This window comes from Kitasatospora sp. NBC_00315, assembly GCF_041435095.1.
Classification (GTDB): Bacteria; Actinomycetota; Actinomycetes; order Streptomycetales; family Streptomycetaceae; genus Kitasatospora.
On the sequence record NZ_CP108025.1, the window covers coordinates 3,645,758 to 3,663,095 of the forward strand.

Annotated in this window: 16 protein-coding genes; 6 read left to right on the forward strand and 10 right to left on the reverse strand. The window is 73.5% G+C overall.

Features of this window, described 5'->3' with window-relative positions:
- The first annotated feature begins 98 nt into the window (after positions 1 to 98).
- Together serC and OG823_RS14700 are read left to right on the forward strand one after the other, a co-directional pair.
- Complete coding sequence (gene serC, locus OG823_RS14695) at positions 99 to 1,217, forward strand: phosphoserine transaminase (RefSeq protein ID WP_371479971.1); 1,119 nt, start codon at positions 99 to 101, stop codon at positions 1,215 to 1,217.
- A 238-nt stretch (positions 1,218 to 1,455) separates the two neighbouring features.
- Complete coding sequence (locus tag OG823_RS14700; protein ID WP_371479972.1) at positions 1,456 to 3,225, forward strand: beta-galactosidase family protein; 1,770 nt, start codon at positions 1,456 to 1,458, stop codon at positions 3,223 to 3,225.
- A gap of 96 nt (positions 3,226 to 3,321) precedes the next feature.
- Here the strand turns inward: OG823_RS14700 and OG823_RS14705 are convergent, their stop codons facing one another.
- Positions 3,322 to 4,089 (reverse strand): SDR family oxidoreductase, encoded by a 768-nt coding sequence (locus tag OG823_RS14705; RefSeq protein WP_371479973.1) that lies wholly within the window; start codon positions 4,087 to 4,089, stop codon positions 3,322 to 3,324.
- Between the two features lie 97 nt (positions 4,090 to 4,186).
- On the opposite strand from OG823_RS14705, the gene OG823_RS14710 reads away from it, so the two are divergent.
- Positions 4,187 to 4,789, forward strand: coding sequence for a TetR/AcrR family transcriptional regulator (locus tag OG823_RS14710; protein ID WP_371479975.1), 603 nt, complete (start codon positions 4,187 to 4,189; stop codon positions 4,787 to 4,789).
- 57 nt (positions 4,790 to 4,846) lie between these two features.
- Here the strand turns inward: OG823_RS14710 and thpR are convergent, their stop codons facing one another.
- Complete coding sequence (gene thpR, locus OG823_RS14715; protein WP_371479976.1) at positions 4,847 to 5,434, reverse strand: RNA 2',3'-cyclic phosphodiesterase; 588 nt, start codon at positions 5,432 to 5,434, stop codon at positions 4,847 to 4,849.
- Positions 5,435 to 5,480: 46 nt separating this feature from the next.
- On the opposite strand from thpR, the gene OG823_RS14720 reads away from it, so the two are divergent.
- Positions 5,481 to 5,996, forward strand: coding sequence for a GNAT family N-acetyltransferase (locus OG823_RS14720; protein WP_371479978.1), 516 nt, complete (start codon positions 5,481 to 5,483; stop codon positions 5,994 to 5,996).
- 44 nt (positions 5,997 to 6,040) lie between these two features.
- Here OG823_RS14720 and OG823_RS14725 read toward each other — a convergent pair whose 3' ends face one another.
- From OG823_RS14725 to OG823_RS14755, 7 genes are all read right to left on the reverse strand, one after another.
- Positions 6,041 to 7,567, reverse strand: a complete 1,527-nt coding sequence (locus OG823_RS14725) for an MFS transporter (protein WP_371479979.1) — start codon at positions 7,565 to 7,567, stop codon at positions 6,041 to 6,043.
- Between the two features lie 147 nt (positions 7,568 to 7,714).
- Entirely contained in the window at positions 7,715 to 8,152 is a 438-nt protein-coding gene (locus OG823_RS14730) for a MarR family winged helix-turn-helix transcriptional regulator (protein ID WP_371479980.1), read from the reverse strand.
- Positions 8,153 to 8,374: 222 nt separating this feature from the next.
- Positions 8,375 to 10,225 carry a hypothetical protein gene (locus OG823_RS14735; RefSeq protein WP_371479981.1) on the reverse strand — a complete coding sequence of 617 codons (1,851 nt, stop codon included), beginning with the start codon at positions 10,223 to 10,225 and terminating at the stop codon, positions 8,375 to 8,377.
- 39 nt (positions 10,226 to 10,264) lie between these two features.
- On the reverse strand, positions 10,265 to 11,101 hold the full coding sequence (locus OG823_RS14740) for a nucleic acid/nucleotide deaminase domain-containing protein (RefSeq protein ID WP_371479982.1): 837 nt from the start codon (positions 11,099 to 11,101) through the stop codon (positions 10,265 to 10,267).
- A gap of 22 nt (positions 11,102 to 11,123) precedes the next feature.
- The gene (locus tag OG823_RS14745; protein WP_371479983.1) at positions 11,124 to 11,738 is read right to left on the reverse strand and encodes an SUKH-4 family immunity protein; all 615 of its coding nucleotides are present in this window, start codon (positions 11,736 to 11,738) and stop codon (positions 11,124 to 11,126) included.
- A 32-nt stretch (positions 11,739 to 11,770) separates the two neighbouring features.
- Positions 11,771 to 12,772 carry a nucleic acid/nucleotide deaminase domain-containing protein gene (locus tag OG823_RS14750; protein WP_371479984.1) on the reverse strand — a complete coding sequence of 334 codons (1,002 nt, stop codon included), beginning with the start codon at positions 12,770 to 12,772 and terminating at the stop codon, positions 11,771 to 11,773.
- Complete coding sequence (locus tag OG823_RS14755) at positions 12,769 to 13,494, reverse strand: WXG100 family type VII secretion target (RefSeq protein WP_371479985.1); 726 nt, start codon at positions 13,492 to 13,494, stop codon at positions 12,769 to 12,771. The genes OG823_RS14750 and OG823_RS14755 overlap by 4 nt, the downstream gene beginning before the upstream one ends.
- Before the next feature lie 309 nt (positions 13,495 to 13,803).
- Between OG823_RS14755 and OG823_RS14760 the strand changes: the two genes are divergently transcribed.
- The gene (locus OG823_RS14760) at positions 13,804 to 14,202 is read left to right on the forward strand and encodes a VOC family protein (protein WP_371479986.1); all 399 of its coding nucleotides are present in this window, start codon (positions 13,804 to 13,806) and stop codon (positions 14,200 to 14,202) included.
- Between the two features lie 335 nt (positions 14,203 to 14,537).
- Complete coding sequence (locus OG823_RS14765; protein WP_371479987.1) at positions 14,538 to 15,404, forward strand: MHYT domain-containing protein; 867 nt, start codon at positions 14,538 to 14,540, stop codon at positions 15,402 to 15,404.
- A 97-nt stretch (positions 15,405 to 15,501) separates the two neighbouring features.
- On the opposite strand, the gene OG823_RS14770 is transcribed toward OG823_RS14765, so the two are convergent.
- Positions 15,502 to 17,211 carry a hydrogenase maturation protein gene (locus OG823_RS14770; protein WP_371479988.1) on the reverse strand — a complete coding sequence of 570 codons (1,710 nt, stop codon included), beginning with the start codon at positions 17,209 to 17,211 and terminating at the stop codon, positions 15,502 to 15,504.
- Positions 17,212 to 17,338 lie beyond the last annotated feature (127 nt).

The following is a 17,338-nucleotide window of genomic DNA, read 5'->3' on the forward strand; positions in this document are numbered from 1 at the left end:
CGTTTTTCGCCGTTCCGCGGGCCCCGCACCGCAGGGATCACATCTCAGCGGGCGGACGGCCGTAACAGAGCCGCAATCCGAGCCAGTAGGCTGCGCCTGTGGCCCAGATCCAGATTCCCGCTGACATCAAGCCCGCAGACGGCCGTTTCGGCTGCGGCCCGTCCAAGGTTCGCCCCGAGGCACTGAGTGCCCTCGCCGCGACCGGTAGCTCCCTGCTCGGCACCTCGCACCGCCAGGCCCCGGTCAAGGACCTGGTCAAGCGCGTGCGCGAGGGCGTGAGCAGCCTCTTCTCCCTCCCCGAGGGCTACGAGGTGGTGCTCGGCAACGGCGGCTCCACCGCCTTCTGGGACATCGCCGCGTTCGGCCTCGTGCGCGAGAAGTCGCAGCACCTCAACTTCGGCGAGTTCTCCTCCAAGTTCGCCTCCTCGGTGAAGGCGGCCCCGTGGCTGGCCGACCCGTCGGTGATCAAGACCGACCCGGGCACCCACCCGGTCGCGGTCGCGGAGGCCGGCGTGGACGTCTACGCGCTGACCCACAACGAGACCTCGACCGGCGTCGCGATGCCGATCACCCGCCCGGTCGGCGGTGACGAGGGCTCGCTCGTGCTGGTCGACGCGACCTCGGGCGCCGGCGGCCTGCCGGTCGACATCACCGAGACGGACGTCTACTACTTCGCCCCGCAGAAGTCGTTCGCCTCCGAGGGTGGCCTCTGGCTGGCGTCCTTCTCCCCGGCCGCCCTGGAGCGCGCCGCCGAGATCGCCGCCTCCGGCCGGTACATCCCGCCGTTCTTCGACCTGCCCACGGCCATCGACAACTCGTCGAAGGACCAGACGTACAACACCCCGTCGATCTCGACGCTCTTCCTGCTGGCCGACCAGCTCGACTGGCTGAACGGCAACGGCGGGCTCGACTGGGCCGTCGCCCGGACCGCCGACTCCTCGTCCCGCCTGTACACCTGGGCCGAGAAGTCCTCCTACGCGCAGCCGTTCGTCGCCAAGGCGGCCGAGCGCTCGCAGGTCGTCGGCACCATCGACTTCGACGAGTCCGTCGACGCCGCCGCGATCGCCAAGGCGCTGCGCGCCAACGGCATCGTCGACACCGAGCCGTACCGCAAGCTCGGCCGCAACCAGCTGCGCATCGCGATGTTCCCGGCGATCGACCCGGCGGACGTCGAGGCGCTCACCGCGTGCATCGACCACGTGGTCGGACAGCTCTGACCCCAGCCGTACGACGAGGGGCCACCGCCTGCGGGCGGTGGCCCCTCGTCGTACGCGCCGCGCACCTACCTGCCGCGCACCTACCTGCCGACCAGTGAACTGATCACCACGACCGCCAGCAGCAGGAGCAGGGCGCCGGTCACGATACGCATACGAGTCTTCGGGTCCACGATGAACGAGCGTACCTCCCGGCCGGTCGGTCGTGGTGCCCGGGCGGTCCGCGGGGCAGGCTGGGGCCATGCTGACCTACGACTCCACCGGCTTCCGGCTCGACGGCGGCCCGCTGCGCATCCTCTCCGGCGCCGCGCACTACTTCCGCACCCGCTCCGAACAGTGGCCGCAGCGGCTCGCGGCACTGCGGGCGATGGGGCTCAACACGGTCGAGACGTACATCCCCTGGAATCTGCACGAGCCGGCCCCCGGCGCGTTCCGCCGACTCGACGAACTGCCCGCCTTCCTGGACGAGGCGGCCCGGCAGGGCCTGTGGGCGATCGTCCGGCCCGGCCCGTACATCTGCGCCGAGTGGGACAACGGGGGCCTGCCCGGCTGGCTGACCGCCCGGGTCGGCCGCCGGGCCCGGACCGGCGACCCGCGGTATCTGGCCGCCGTCGACGCGTACCTGGACGCCGTGCTGCCGGCCGTGGTCGAGCGGCAGTGCGACCGGGGCGGCAACGTGCTGCTGGTCCAGGTCGAGAACGAGTACGGCTCGTACGGCAGCGATGCCGGCTATCTGCGCCACCTCGCCGACGGGCTGCTCCGCCGGGGGGTCACCGTGCCCCTGTTCACCTCGGACGGCCCGCAGGAGCACCTGCTCTCCGCCGGCACCGTCCCCGGGGTGCTCGCCACGGTCAACTTCGGCTCCGAGCCGGAGGCGGCGTTCGAGGTGCTGCGCCGGGTCCGGCCGCAGGACCCGCCGTTCTGCATGGAGTTCTGGAACGGCTGGTTCGACCACTGGGGCGAGAAGCACCACACCCGCGACCCGGAGGACGCGGCCGACAGCCTGCGCCGGATCCTCGCGGCCGGCGGCTCGGTCAACCTCTACATGGCGCACGGCGGCACCAACTTCGGCACCACCGCCGGGGCGAACCACGCCGACCCGCCGTTCAACTCCACCGACTGGGCGGACTCGCCGTACCAGCCGTCCGTCACCTCCTACGACTACGACGCCCCGTTGGACGAACGCGGCTCCCCCACACCGAAGTTCTACGCGCTGCGGGCCGTCCTCGCCGAGTTCGCCGCCGAACACCCCGACGAGGCCAGGTACAGAAGCGCGACGGCGCCGCGGCTCCCCTCCCCCGCGCCCCTGTTGCCCGCCGGGTCGGTCGATCTGACCTCCTTCGCGCCGCTCCGCTACGGCCCCGCCGTGGAGTCCCCCGTGCCGCCCACCTTCGAGGAGCTGGGCCTGGAGCACGGACTCGTCCGGTACACCTTCCGGATCCCCGGGCCCCGCCCCGAACTCCCGCTCACCGTGGAGGGCCTGCGGGACCGGGCCACCCTGTGGGTGGACGGCGAGCGGGTCGCCGAACCGGCCCGGGGCGTGGCGCAGGAGCCACCGCTCGTCCCCGGCGGCGTGACCGTCGAGCTGCTGGTCGAATCCCTCGGACGAGTGAACTACGGACCGATGGTCGGGGAGACCAAGGGCATCACCGGCGGCGTCCGGCACGAACAGCAGTACCTGCACGGCTGTCGCGCCGAGCCCGTCCGGCTGGACGACCTCACCGGCCTGGAGTACCACCCGCAGCGGCCCGCCGCGCAGCCCTGCTTCGCCCGGGGCGTGCTGACCCTGGACTGCGGCGGTGACACCTACCTGGCCGTCCCCGGTGGACGGCACGGACACCTGTGGGTGAACGGCTTCCACCTCGGCCGCTACGACGACCGCGGCCCGCAGCGCAGCCTCTACTGCCCGGAGCCCGTCCTGCGCCGGGGCGGGAACGAGATCGTCCTGCTCGAACTCGGCGCCGCCTCGCCCTCCGCCGTCGAGTTGCGCACCTCACCCGACCTGGGCTGACATCCGGCCGGGGCTGACATCCGGCCGGGGCCGGGCCGCCCCCGGCCGTGGCCGAACCCGGGCCCGGGCCCGGGCCCCGGCGAGCAGAGCGGCGGCCTAGGGGCCGAGCAGCGAGCCGCCGGTGGCGTCGATGGCCTGGCCCGTGATCCAGCGGGCGTCGTCGGAGGCGACGAAGGCGACCACGTCGGCGATGTCGGCGGCCTCGCCGACCCGCCCGAAGGCGGAGTAGGCGGCCGCCTGGGCGTGGGCGTCCGGATCGGCCAGCCAGGGGTTGATGTCGGTCTCGACGATGCCCGGGCTGACCGAGTTCACCGTGATTCCGCGCGGCCCGAGATCCTTGGCGAGGGTCAGCGTCAGCGTGTCGACGGCGCCCTTGGTCATCGCGTAGGCGGCGATGGCCGGGAAGGCGATCCGGGTGACGCCGGAGGAGATGTTGATGATCCGGCCGCCGTCCCGCAGCCGGTCCAGGCCCTGGCGGATGACGAAGAACGGCGCCTTGACGTTGACCGCGAAGACCCGGTCGTAGTCGGCCTCGGTCACCTCGTGGATCCGCCCGTGGGCGTTGATGCCGGCGTTGTTGACCAGGATGTCCAGGCCGCCCGGCGCCCCCCGCGCGGCGAGGGCCGCGTCGAAGGCCGTCCAGAGCGCGTCGGCGTCACCCGGCACGCCCAGCTGGGCGCCGATGGCGAAGGCCCGGCCGCCGGCCTCGCCGATCGCCGCGACCGTCTTCTCCGCGGCCTCCCGGTTGCTGCCGTAGTGCACCGCGACCAGCGCCCCCTCGCGGGCCAGCCGCTCCGCGATGCCCCGGCCGATGCCCCGACTGCCGCCGGTGACCAGTGCCGTCCTGCCCGTGAGCGTGCCCATGGACATGCCTCCCTCTCTCGCCGACCGTTTTCTGTAGTGGTCGCTAAGTAAAGAGACCGTAGCACGCTTCCGTAGCGACCGATATAGAATTCCTGGCATGGCATCCGACCCGCCCACCGCCCCGCGCGGGCGTCCCCGCTCCTTCGACCGCGAGCGGGCGCTCGCCCGCGCGGTCGACCTGTTCTGGGAGCACGGGTACGAGGCGACCTCGGTCGCCGACCTCACCACCGCGATGGGCATCCGCCCGCCGAGCCTCTACGCCGCGTTCGGCGACAAGCGCTCACTGTTCGAGGAGGTGGTCGCCAGCTACCGGCGGACGCACGGATCGGTCCTGGCGCAGGCACTGGACGAGGGCCCCACCGTCCGGGCCGGCGTCGCCCGGATGCTGCTGTCGGCCGCGGCCGAGTACACCGACCCGGCGCACCCGTGGGGCTGTCTGCTGACCAGTTCGACGGTCAACTGCACGTCGCCCGAGGTCGAGAACGGCCTGCGGGACGTGCGCAACGGGAACGTGGCGGCCCTGGAGTCCTGGATCCGCGCCGACGTGGCGGCCGGCCGCGAGGCGCCCGGCGCCGACGCCGCGGCGCTGGCCCTGTTCACCGGCACCGTCCTGCAGGGAATGTCGCAGCGCGCCCGGGACGGCGCCACCCGGGCCGAGCTCGAACAGGTCGCCGAGCTGGCCATGCGCGCCTGGCCGTAGGCGGCGGTTCACGCCCGGCGGGGGCGGGCCCGACGGTTCACGCCCGGCGGGAGCGGTTCACGCCCGGCGGGCCAGCGGCCAGCTCCGGACGCTCTCGTAGTGGGCGAAGCCGCCGTCCTGTTCGCTCTTCATCAGGTGCACCTCGGCGGCCTCCCAGTCGGTGCCGCAGAACGGTGCCAGCGCGCCCTCGAAGGCCGCCAGTTCCTCCACCACGTGCCGGCGCACGGCCCGGCGCCGCCCGCGCGGCGAGCCGGTACGGGCCAGGGTGAGGTGCGGGTGGAAGCGGAACGCCTCGCCCTCGCCGATCACCCCGGCCGCCGCGGTGGTGACCGCCTCGGCCAGCTGCCGCAGTGCCCGGGTCTCGCCGTCCACCCCGGCCCAGAGCGCCCGGTCGCCGAACCGCCCGGAGCCGGCCAGCCGGAGCCGGTGCGCGCCGTGCCCGGACACGGCCCCGGCGAGCACCCGCTCCAGCTCCGGGAGCTGCTCCGCCGCCACCTCGCCGAGGAACGCCAGCGTCAGGTGCCAGCCGTCGACGCCCGTCCAGCGCAGCCGCTCCGCGCCGGGCAGTTCGCGCATCGGGGCGAGGGCGTCCACCAGTTCCCGTACCGCCCCGGTCGGCGGCAGCACCGCCACAAAGAGCCTCATGGGGCCATCTTCCCCCGCGACCACCGGCTGGGTTAGAACAATTCGTATGAAGATCCGTACCGGAGGCCCCGAGGACGCGGCCGACATCATCGCCCTGCTGGACTCCGCCATCGCCTGGCTGACCTCGCTGGGACGCACCGGCCAGTGGGGGGAGCGGCCGTGGTCCGTCCGGCCCGCCGCGGTCCAGCGCATCCACGAGTACACCCGCGACCACCTGGTGCGGATCGCCGAGGACGCCGGGGGCCGGACGATCGGCGCCTGCGTGCTCTCCGAGACGCCGGCCGGGTACGCCACGCCGGTCGACGAACGGGAGCTGTACGTCCGCAACCTGGTCACGGAGCGGGCCCGTTCGGGGTCCGGCATCGGCGCCGCGCTGATCGCGGACGCGCTGTCCGAGGCCCGCCGACGGGGCATCCGCCTGCTCCGGGTGGACTGCTACGCGGGCGGCGACCGGCGGCTGGTCGGGCAGTACCGGGCCCTCGGGTTCACCGAGACCGACGCCTTCGAGGTCGAGCAGCCGGGCGGCCCCTGGCCGGGCCAGATCCTGGAGATCAGGCTCTGACCGCCGGCCGGCCCGGGCTCGTCGGAGCCGGGCCGGCCGCGTCGTCAGCAGGCCGCGGCCAGCTCCGACTTCGCGGCGGAGACGGTTCGCGGCACGAAGGCCACCACTCGCCCGCCCCGGCCCGGGTGCAGGTCGACCCGCACCCGCAGGTCCGCGCTGCGGGCCAGCACCACGGCGACCACCAGCGCCGCCAGCGCCGAGACGGCGCCGCAGGCCAGCAGGCCGAGCCGGGGGCCGTACACATCGGTCACCCAACCGACCACCGGGGCGCCGATCGGCGTGCCGCCGGTGAAGACCAGCACCAGGAGACCCATCACCCGGCCCCGCATGGCGGGGTCGGTGTTCAGCTGGAGCATCGAGTTGACCGAGGTGTTGAAACTCAGTCCGAAGATCCCGATCAGCGTCAGCAGCACGGCGAAGGACCAGTAGCCGGGAGCGGAGGCCGCGAGCACCTCCAGCGTGCCGAAGCCGAGCGCCGCGCCGACCAGCCAGCGCAGCCGGGGCGCGCCACGCCGGGCCGCGAGCAGCGCGCCGGCCAGTGAGCCGACCGCCATCGCGGTGTTGAGCAGCCCGTACTGCCCGGCGCCGACCTTGAACGTGTCGTAGGCGAAACCGGACAGCAGGGTCGGGAAGTTGAACCCGAAGGTGCCGATGAAACCGGCCATCACCATCGGCCAGAGCAGCTCGGGGCGCTCCTTGACGTACCGCAGGCCCTCGCGGAGCTGGCCACGCTCGCGGGAGATCGGGGCGGTCGGGCGCAGTTCGCTCGTCCGCATCGCCAGCAGCCCGCCGATCACGGCGGCGAAGGACAGCGCGTTGACGGCGAACGCCCAGCCGCTGCCGACCGCGGCGATGAGCATCCCGGCCACCGCCGGGCCGACCAGCCGGGCGGTCTGGAAGTTGGCGGCGTTCAGGCTGACGGCGTTGGCGAGGTCCTTCGGGCCGACCATCTCGGAGACGAAGGCCTGCCGGGTCGGGTTGTCGACCACGGTGACCAGGCCGAGCAGCAGGGCGAAGGCGTAGACGTGGTACGGCGTCACGATGCCGCCGACGGTCATCGCGGCGAGGCCGGCGGCGAGCAGGCCCATCGCGCCCTGGGTGGCGATCAGCAGCCGGCGCTTGGGCATCCGGTCGGCGAGGACGCCGCCGAACAGGCCCAGCAGCAGCATCGGCAGGAACTGCATGGCGGTGGTGATACCGACCGCGAGCGGGCTGCCGGTCAGGCTGAGGACCAGCCAGTCCTGGGCGATCCGCTGCATCCAGGTCCCGGTGTTGGAGACCACCTGGCCGGCGAAGAAGTAGCGGTAGTTGCGGATCCGCAGGGAGGAGAACATACCGCCGGGGCGGGTGAACCGCGTGCCCGTGGGGCCGCTGCGGTCGCTCGTGCGGCCCGGGTCGGATGCGGCGGGGGTGACCGCCGCGGTGCGTTCGTCGGGGTCGTCGTCGCCGGTGCCCGGCAGGCCCGTGGGGGCGGGCGCGTGGCTCTCGGCGGTGGCGGCGGTGGCCGCGGTGGGATCGGTGCTGTCGTCGGTACGGATGGCGGCGGCGCTGGCTGCGGCCGGCGGTGTCACTGTGGTCTCCCCTCGATGCGCGACGGCCCGGTGGGCGGCCGTCGCGCTACTGGTGTCCGTGATCGGTGCTGCGGTGATGCGGTACTCCTTCTGCGATGCGGTCGGGACGTCCTGCTGCCGTGCTCGGCCGGCCGGTGGCCGCCGCGCCTATTGCAGGTGTGCGAGCTTGTAGAGCACGGGTGCGGCCGCTCTCAGCGTGGCCCACTCGTCCTCGTCCAGGCCCTCGGCGATCTCGGCGAGCCAGGCGTTGCGCCGGCGGCGGCTCTCCAGAAGGATCGCCTCCGCCTGCTCGGTGCTGCTGACGACCACCTGACGGCGGTCGTCCGGGTGCGGCTCACGCCGTACCAGCCCCTTCTCCTCCAGCATCGCGACGATCCTGGTCATGGACGGCGGCTGGACGTGCTCGCGCCGGGCGAGCTCGCCCGGCGTGGCCTGACCGCAGCGCGCGAGGGTGCCGAGCACCCCCATCTCGGTGGGGCTCAGCGACTCCGCGACGGGCTGGTGTCGAAGCCGGCGGGCCAGGCGCATGACGGACGACCGCAGCTGACTGATCGCTGCGAGGTCCTCCTCGGACGTCTCGGGCATGTAGTTAGACTACGTCATTACTCTCGCTAAGGAAAACGGGATACCCCGGGGCCTCCCCCGGCCCCCGCGCCTCCCCCGGCCCCCGCGCCTCCCCCGACCCCCGCGCCCGGCGCGCCACCGCTGCCGCTCCCGCCCGGCACTCCCCGGCGCGCCCCGGCCCGCCCGGCCCCTCGCCGCCCCGCCCCGCCCCGGGCGATCCGGCGGCCCCGGCCGCGCCGCCCGTCAGAGCGTCCCGGCCCCGCCCTCCCAATGGCGCCCGGCCGCGGCGCGCCCGTGCACGTCCACCGCCGCCATCCCGTCCGGCATCGCCAGCACCAGCAGGGTGCCGATCAGCGCCATCGACCGGATCTCCGAGCCCAGCCGCAGCTGGTACTCCTCGCCCCCGGCCCCCGGCCGCCGCAGCCCGACCAGACCGTCGGCCCAGGCCGTGGCCACCAGCGGCCCGGCCGCGGTCGCACCGACGGCCACCGCGGTGACGGGGCTCCCGCGCCGGTCGAGCGGTTCGGCCATCGGGTCGGAGTCCGGGCCCCAGAGCCGGACGGCGCCGTCGAGTCCACCGCTCACCAGCAGGGGGACGTCCGGGTCCGACAGCCCGCCACCGCCCAGCGCGACGCCCGCCAGCGCGGTCACCGGGCCCCGGTGCAGCTGCTCGCTGATCACCTCGCCGGCCTCGTACCAGTGCACGAGACCGCTCGCGTCCCCGAAGGCCGGCGCGGTCTTCGGGAGCCGGCCGATCGCCGCCACCGCGGTCAGCTCGCCGTCGGCCTCGGCGCCCATCGCGAAGATCGCCTCGTTCAGCGCGTACGGCTCCAGGCCGGAGCCCGGCTCGGCCGGGGGGATCAGCTCGCTCGCGCCCCAGACGTCCAGCAGGACGACCGAACCGCCCGCGGTCATCGCCAGGCCGCGCAGCGGACGCGGCTCGGGCAGCACGACCGAGCCGATCCGCCGTCCGGTGGCGGCGTCGAAGGTGCGCACCGTACCGCTCGGACCGGCCGCCAGCAGCTGCGAGCGGAGCCCGGCCGTCAGGGCCGTCACCTCGGGGCCGGGCGCGCCCGGGCCGCTCTCCCGCCAGCGCGCCCACCGGCCGCTCCACGCCCCACCGGCGCCGGCCAGCGCGGCCGCGGCCGCGTCGTCCACGCCGAGCAGCCTGGTCCGCAGGACGGCGGCCCGGACGGCCGGGTCGTCCTCGTCGATCAGCGCCGGGCCGGCCGCCGCCCAGGCCCTGGCCAGCACGTCGTCCCGGCCCTCGGTCGCGGCCGTGACGGCGGCCGGCCGGGCCCGGACGTACAGCAGCGGATCGGCCGGCATCGGCCCGAGGTCGCCGGCCCGGGCGGCCGACGACCAGAGCTCCGAGAGCAGGTCCTCGTCCACCGCGCGCAGGTCCCGGACGCCGTCGGCGGCGCGCGGCACCCGGCCGATCAGCTCCGCCGCGTCGGCCGGCGCGGCGGCGGCGACGCCGAGGGCCTGCCCCGGCAGCGGGTACCCGGCCGGATCGGCGCCCGCCCGCAGGCACCAGGCGTCGAAGCGTTCCCGGTCCGTCCACTGCGGGTCGTCCAGCTCCAGGACGGCCGGCTGCGCCGCGGCGGCCCCGAGGACGAACGCCCCGGCCGCGGGCCCGCCGGTGGAGGCCTCCACCACCAGCCGGACGTGCGGCAGCGCCAGCATCGGGTTGAGCAGCTCGGTGACCAGCCGGCCCGGCTCGGCCGCCTCGTCCAGCTCCGCCACGCAGATCACCGTCCGGCGGTCGTCGCGGGCCAGGGCCGCCAGCAGGTCGGCCGGGCGGTGCGCAACCACGCCGAGCTGCCGCCCGAGCGACCAGACCGCCGCCCGCAGGCCGAACCCGGCCGCGGGCAGCACCCCGTGGATCCGCTGCCCGCTCGGGGCGGCCCCCGTGATCCCCCCGAGCACCAGCCAGGCCAGCAGGTGCGACTTGCCCGCACCGGGCCCGCCCGAGACCCGGCAGAGCTGCGGCGCCCGCGGGTCGTCCAGCCAGCCGAGCAGCGCCAGACCGGCCGCCCGGCGCCCCGCCCCCAGCGGGGGCATCCGCCGGCCGCCCTCATCAGGCTCGTTCATCTTCGCTCCCCAATCGGCCGGCCGGACCGCCGGCGGCGGTCAGCCGCTGCGCTCCGCCAGATGGACCATCAGTGCCTTGACCCCGTCCTCGCGGGACTGCGCGCTCGCGCCGTAGTCGAAGGCGTGCGTGAACTGCGCATCGGTGAAGGTGTCCGCCAGCCAGAGGGCGCAGTAGTGGCCGGGCATCAGGCAGGGCTCCAGCTCGCAGTACACCCGGGTGACCTGTTCGGGCTCGACGCCCTCGGCCCGCAACCGGTGCCAGAGCAGCTCCTCCGGGTGCGGCAGCCCGGGACCGCCGACCGCCGTGGCGATCTGCTCGCCGCCGTCCGCGTCCAGGTACCCGAAGGCCGCCGAGGAGTCGACGTTCAGCGGCAGCCGCAGGTCGTCCAGCACCCTCGGCCACCAGCTCTCCCGCTCCTCGAACGCGGCGGGGTCCAGTTCGAGCAGACCGCCGCGAAGTGCCAGGTAGGCCCCGAAGGCCGCCTCCGGATCCTGCGCGTCCTCCATCTCCGGCAGCCGGCGGTCCAGCAGGAGCAGACCGGCCGCGAACGCCTCCACGCTGCTGTTCACCGGCAGTTCGGGGATCGAGGTGCCGAGCACCACGGCGCGCACCGAGCGGTCCGGCGCGAGGTAGAACTGCGCGCCGCGGTCGGCTCCGATCCTCAACTGCCCTGCGGCCGCCCCGGCGTCCCACCCGAGCACGGCCGCGAACTCGCCGAGCGAGAGCGGCTCGGACGGCTCGGCGGCGGTGAAGTAGCGGCCGACCTGGAGCGGCAGGCCGGGCGTGCGCAGCGGGCCCGGCGGCGCGATGTCGAGGCTGCGCAGGCCCCGCTCGCCGAAGTGCGCCAGCAGCGCGGCGGCAAGGTCGTCACTCATCTGCGAAGCACCTGTCTCTCGGTCACAGCATCGGGTAGGAATCCAGGTACATCTCCCAGAAGTGCGCGCCACTTCTGAACGGCTGGCGGTCCCAGGCGGTCATCCGCGTGCGGATCAGGTCGATGACCGCGGCCCAGTCGTCGGGATACGGATCGTCCTCCGGGCGCGGGCGCTCTGCCTCCACCTTGTAGACCAGGTAGGCGAAGGAGGAGAGATCCCGGTGGGCCAGCTCGTAGACCAGCCCGTCGAACTCGACGGTGTCCTCGTCGGACCCGCCGTCCGGCCCGTCGTCGAGGCTGTGGTCCGGGTCGCAGATCCAGACCGTGCCGTCCGCCGGCCTGACGAACACCTCCGACTGGTAGACCATGCCCACCGGCTGGAGGAGCCCGGCCGGGGTGTCGATCGGCTCGGCCGAAAGGTCGTCCTGGAAGACCGAGTCCGGGCTGGCCGGATCCCGTTCCACCAGGTCGGGCAGGGCCCGGAACAGCCCGCCCGAGTGGGGCACGCCGTACTCCGTCGCGAACCGGGCGGCCTGCGCGTCCGGCCAGATCCGCGCCGCGGCATCGGCTCGGAACTTGAGCAACCCGCCCGGCGGCAGGCTGCGCTCCAGCACCTGCCAGTCGATCGACACCAACATCTCGGACTCCTCCCGGTTCACCGACCCCGACCCTACAGACCCCGCTCGACGAGCTTGTCCGCCCGGACCTTTCGCTTGGCGTCCCTGGCCGCCTTGAGCTCACGTCCGCGCTCGTCGAAGTCGTCGGTGCCCATCGTGCCGTCGTTGCGGCCGGCCTCGTGGTCCTGCCTGAGCCGGTCGAGGTAGGCCTTGTGGCCGAAGTCGCGGTCGGCCTGCGGCACCTTGTTGTCGTAGTCGACGCCGTGGGAGACCTGCAGATCGGGGTTGTGCGGCTCGAAGTGCCGGCCCATCCAGCGATTGCAGTTCGCGTCCGCCTGACAGGGCGCCCGTTCGGTGTAGAGCTCCCGGACGTTGCCCTCCCGGCCGCCGAGCAGGGGTTTTCCGATCGACCGCTCGGAGTGGCTGCGCTTGTCACCGCTCCGGCCGACCAGGACGAACTCGTTGCCGGCCTCGTCCTTGTAGCGCAGCGCCGCGTAGTTCTTGCCGCCGTGGTCGCCGTTGGCCCGCCGGGCCTCCTCGGTGGCCCGGGAGAGGTCCGTCGGCTCGGTGATCTTCTGGCTGTCCACGCCCTCGTGCGGATTGTTCTTGTCCTGACGGGCGTGGTACTTCTTCTTCATGTCCGACGCGGACGGATCCTGCACCCGTTTGTGCTCGGAGTCGAGGATGGTGTGGACGCCGGAGCCGTCCTTCGGGTCCACGTCGTGCAGAGCGCCGTCCCGCAGTTCCTGCACCCGGCCGTCGTCGTGGATGAAGTACTTCTTCGGGCCCTTGCCGCCGCCTCCGCCACCCGCGCCGTGCCCGGAGCCACCGGGGTTGCCCGGGCGGTGGGTGACGTCCTTCTTCCCGCCGTCCAGGATCTTGGCGATCTTGCCGGCGTGTTCGGCGTCGTGTTCCACGTGGTTCTCGGCGGAGCGTTTCAGCCGGTTGCCGGTGGACTTGTAGAGGTCCCTGACCGCCCTGCCGACGTCGTCGCCGAGCGTCTTGCCCATCTTCTCGGCGCCGTGCGCCAGGGCCTTGGCCGCCTCACTGGTCACTCGAAGCTCACCCCCGCGAGCTTGGACTTGAACGCCTCGGCGTGGCCGGCGACCGCCTCGGCCTGCTGGTGCATGGTCTGCGCGTGGGCGATCACCGCCTCGGGCTGGATCCGGAAGCCGGTGCCCACGGAGCCCGGGCCGGCGACGCCGAGCGCCGACTCCGCGGCCTGGTAGACCAGGCCGCTGACCGCCCGGGACACCACCTCGATCAGCGGCTCCATGGCCGCCTCGATCACCTGGCCCAGGACGTACTGCTCCAACTGCTGCTCCAGGTAGTTGACCAGCTTCTTGGCGGCCTCCTCGATGAGCAGCAGTGCCGCCTCGGCCGCCCCGAAGGTGACCACCGCCGCCGCCTGGTCCGCGACGAAGGCGACGGCCATCGCGACGAGTTCGGCGATCGCCTCCAGCTTCATCGCGATGATGGCGTCGGCGGCGATGTCCAGTGCGGTCGCCACCACGTGGCAGGCCTGGACGAGCTCGTTCATGTGGCCGTCCGACATCTGGCCCCACTTGGCGAGCAGCGCGTCGTAGCCGGCGCCCTCGTACGCCTCGCCGATCTGCTGGATCGTGGCGGTGCACTCACCGTGCGTCCGGTCCACGTTCTCGGCGAACTCCCTGACGTGCTGTCCGAATTCGCGGACGGTGTCCTCGTTCACCTGGGGCCAGTTCACCCCGATGAACTGAAGGAACGACACCACTTCGCCCGGCAGTTCGATGGCCATGGAAAGCCCCCTCGCGGCCCGCAATCTGCTGCCGACGCAGCAGCCCATCGTCGGATGGTAATACAGGCTGAGGACGCATCAAGAGGACGGACGGTTCCGCTCGGCCCGGAGAGCGGTGCGCCGGGCCGGGCACCCGCGCCGACCGCACCCGTGGGGGCCCGGGCGGCGATGAACGCGGCACGACACGGCCGTTTGGCGACGGCGAACGGCGCACCGCAAGAGATGCTGGTCGGACAACCCGCGTGCCGCCAGTGAGCCCGACTCGCACCCCACCGGACCCACCCGCACCAGCAGAGAAGGGCCGATCGCATGTCCGACCTCCCGTCCGAGCAGAACGCCGACGGCTTCGCCCGCCTCGCCATGGTCACCATCGACTGCGCCGACCCGACCGCGCTGGCCGCCTTCTACGGCGCGCTGCTCGGCTGGGAGCCCCGGCACGTCGACGACCACTTCGCGATCCTGGACAACCCCGAGGGCGGCACCCCGCTGGCCTTCGGCCGGGTCGCCGGGTACGCGCCCCCGCCGCCCGGCAACCCGGACGGCAGCAAGCACTTCCACCTGGACTTCTACGTCGACGACCTGACGGGAGCCACCGAGCGGGCGATCGCACTGGGCGCGGCCGAGCCGGCCTACCAGCACGGCCGGCAGCTGAAGGTACTGATCGATCCGGCCGGGCACCCCTTCGGTCTCGCCCCGCTGGACCGGTGACCCGCGCGGCGTCCCCGCCCCGACCGGCAGCCCCGACGTCGGGCGGGGACGCTGCGGAGGCCACGTCAGAACTTGGTGCCGAGATCTTGCCCCTCTCGTGAAGAACGCCTCTGACCAGGCATTTCTTCTGAACGGGGGTCATTGTGCGCCCTCCGGGCAGTGGCTAGTGTCGCTGTTGTCAGGGGCATCACAGCCAGGCTCCCGCCCCGGTCGGCCCGCGCACACCCCGCGCCGCACCGCCACGCTCGACGCCACGCGCCGAGCCCGCCCACTTCGTCGGCCCACCCGCCCGGGACCTGGCAGCACCGCTCCCCACTCCGTCCTGGGAGATCATCTTGGGTGAGATCCACCATGCCGTCCACGGCTGGTTGACACCGGCAATCTCGTACTTCACGGCCTGTCTGGGGGCCTACGTCGCACTGCGCGGCACCCGTTGGGCACTGCTCTCCACGGGCCGCACCAAGGCCAACTGGCTGATGTTCGCCTCGACCTCCCTGGGCGCGGGCATCTGGTCCATGCACTTCATCGCGATGCTCGGCTTCGCCGTCTCCGGGGTCCAGATCCGCTACAACGTGCTGCTCACGATCATCAGCCTGGTGGTCGCGATCGTGGTCGTCGGCGTCGGCATCTTCATCGTCGGCTACAGCCGGAACGCCGTCGGGGCCCTGGTCGCCGGCGGGGTGGCCACCGGCCTGGGCGTGGCCGCGATGCACTACCTGGGCATGGCGGCCGTCGAACTGCCCGGCCACGTCATGTACAACCACGTGACGGTGGGGGCGTCCGTGGTCATCGCGGTTCTGGCGGCGACGGCCGCGCTGTGGGCCGCGCTGAACATCAAGGGCACCCTCGCGGTGCTGGCGGCGGCCCCGGTGATGGGCGTCGCGGTCTGCGCGATGCACTACACCGGCATGGCGGCGGTCTCCGTCGACATCACCGAGAGCTCCACCCCTCCCGGCGGGGTGCAGGCCCTGCAGTTCATCTTCCCGCTCGCGGTCGGCCTGGGCTGCTACGTGTTCTTCGGCTCGCTGGCCTTCGCCGCGGCGCCGACCACGCCGCAGTCCGTCCGCCCGGGCGGCCTGCCCCGGACGGCCCGCACCGGCGCGTCCCCCGCCGACACCGGCCGGGTGCTCGCCGACCAGCCCATCGTGATCGGGCCCGCCCCGCGCCTGGTACCGCGTCAGCGCGCCACCGCGCACCGCTGACCACACAGTGCTGACCGCAGCCCACCGGGCGGGCAGCGCGGAACGCCGATGGCCGGGACACCACGTCCCGGCCATCGGCGTCGGCGTCCCGGCGGCGCTAGGCGTACGGCCCGGCCGGCACCGTCAGGTGCTCCGGGGTGCGTACCGGGCAGACCTTGTGCACGAACGCCCGTCGCAGCTCGTGGTACGGCTCACCCGCACCGTAGAAGTTGCGGTGCATCTGCCGCAGCTCCTCGGCGCGGTACTCCGCCAGCGGCCTGGTCTCCTCGTCCTCGGCCCGGCGGCGCTTCTTCTCCACCAGCCGGCCGGTGAGTTCGGCGGAGCCGGCCAGCCGGGCGGCCTCCCTGCTCACCCACCGACGGAACTCCGCCGCGCTGCCGCCCTGTGTGCGGTCGACCAGACCGAGCCGCTGCGCCTCGGCGGTGCCGACCGGCAGAGCGGCCGAGGTGAGCCGTTCGGCCTGCTCGGCACCGACCCGCCGAGGCAGCGTGTAGGTCCAGTACTCGGAGCCGTGCAGGCCCATCAGGCGGTAGTGCGGGTTCAGCACCGCCGAGTCACGGCACCAGACCTCGTCGGCGGCGATGGCCAGCATCAGGCCACCGGCCGCCGCGTTGCCCGCCAGGGCGGAGACCGTCAGCTTGTCGGTGGTGGTGAGGATCGCCTCGACGAGGTCGTCCATCGCGTTGATGTTGTCCCAGGACTCCAGCGCGGGGAACGGCGCGGCCTCGATCACGTTGAGGTGGATGCCGTTGGAGAAGAAGTCCCGGGGCGGCCCGAGCACCAGCACCGAGGTGGGCCGGTCGACCGCCTCCTGGTAGGCCGCCAGCAGACGGCGGCACTGGTCGGTGCTCATCGCGCCGCTGGGAAAGGCGAATTCGAGGTATCCGACGCCGTCCGACTCCCGGTAGCGGATCTCCGACCAGGTCGGCGATCCGGCGGCCCGGGCGGGGCTCAGGGGCACCTCGCGGACGGTGAGGTGCTCGCGCAGCACGGTGGCGGCGGGCAGTTTGAAGGTCGCCGGTCCGCCGGGGGTCCGGCGCGGGCGCAGCTGGGGGATCCACACCGCGCCGTCCACGGTGGCCCGGCAGATCGCACCGTCCCGGGTGGCGATCACCGCGCCCGGGGTGGCGCCGCGCAGCCGGTCCTCCGGGTGGCCGCCGTGCAGGAAGTACTCCCGCCCGTACAGCTCGTCCAGGACGCCGGGCTGGGAGTCGGCCGAGCGCAGCTTGCGCAGCACGGTGGCGGTGTCGTCCTCGGCCCAGTCGATCCGACGGAACTCCTGGGTGTGGTACGGCCGCAGGCTGCCCCGGACGTCCGGGGCGGCGTAGTCCAGCGGCTCGGGGGTGAAGAGCCGGCCCTCGTAGCGCTGGACGGCCGACAGTACGGCGTCGACGGCCGCGTCGGCGACCTCGCTCCGGTACAGCTCGCTCTTGCCGCAGCGCTCGACGGTGAAGTCCACGGACGCCCAGATCGGACCGGCGTCCATCTCCTGCACGGCCTGCAGGACGGTGACGCCCCACCGCTCGGCGTCCTCGTGGATCGCCCAGTCCAGCGAGGACGGGCCCCGGTCGCCCTTGGGGCCGGGATGGACGATCAGGACGGTCCGGGTCGACCAGACGTCCTCGGGTATCGCCCGGGTGAGCATCGGACAGATGACGAGTTCGGGGTCCGTCCGGTTCACGGCGGCCCGTACCGGCTCGTCCCCGAGCGCCAGCTCGACGGCCACCGTGTGGCCTCGCTCCCGCAGTTCGGTGTGGACGCGCTGGGTGAGGCTGTTGAACGCGCTGGCGATCAGAAGAATGCGCAAGGGTGCCCTCCGGCCAGGTACCTGAAGTCGTACGGCAGTCGCGCGAGGGGCTCGGCCGGTGGGTGCGCACGGGCGACCGTCCTCGGCGGAGGCCGGTGACGGGGCCCGCGAACGGCCATGCCCCCCG

What these genes read in the sequence shown, in the direction of transcription:
- OG823_RS14710 (WP_371479975.1), top strand. Translation starts at nt 4,187, where the DNA reads ATGGCATCCGACCCGCCCACCGCCCCGCGCGGGCGTCCCCGCTCCTTC.
- OG823_RS14760 (WP_371479986.1), top strand. Translation starts at nt 13,804, where the DNA reads ATGTCCGACCTCCCGTCCGAGCAGAACGCCGACGGCTTCGCCCGCCTC.
- thpR (WP_371479976.1), bottom strand. Translation starts at nt 5,434, where the DNA reads ATGAGGCTCTTTGTGGCGGTGCTGCCGCCGACCGGGGCGGTACGGGAA.
- OG823_RS14700 (WP_371479972.1), top strand. Translation starts at nt 1,456, where the DNA reads ATGCTGACCTACGACTCCACCGGCTTCCGGCTCGACGGCGGCCCGCTG.
- OG823_RS14705 (WP_371479973.1), bottom strand. Translation starts at nt 4,089, where the DNA reads ATGGGCACGCTCACGGGCAGGACGGCACTGGTCACCGGCGGCAGTCGG.
- OG823_RS14735 (WP_371479981.1), bottom strand. Translation starts at nt 10,225, where the DNA reads ATGAACGAGCCTGATGAGGGCGGCCGGCGGATGCCCCCGCTGGGGGCG.
- OG823_RS14730 (WP_371479980.1), bottom strand. Translation starts at nt 8,152, where the DNA reads ATGCCCGAGACGTCCGAGGAGGACCTCGCAGCGATCAGTCAGCTGCGG.
- OG823_RS14745 (WP_371479983.1), bottom strand. Translation starts at nt 11,738, where the DNA reads ATGTTGGTGTCGATCGACTGGCAGGTGCTGGAGCGCAGCCTGCCGCCG.
- OG823_RS14720 (WP_371479978.1), top strand. Translation starts at nt 5,481, where the DNA reads ATGAAGATCCGTACCGGAGGCCCCGAGGACGCGGCCGACATCATCGCC.
- OG823_RS14740 (WP_371479982.1), bottom strand. Translation starts at nt 11,101, where the DNA reads ATGAGTGACGACCTTGCCGCCGCGCTGCTGGCGCACTTCGGCGAGCGG.
- OG823_RS14755 (WP_371479985.1), bottom strand. Translation starts at nt 13,494, where the DNA reads ATGGCCATCGAACTGCCGGGCGAAGTGGTGTCGTTCCTTCAGTTCATC.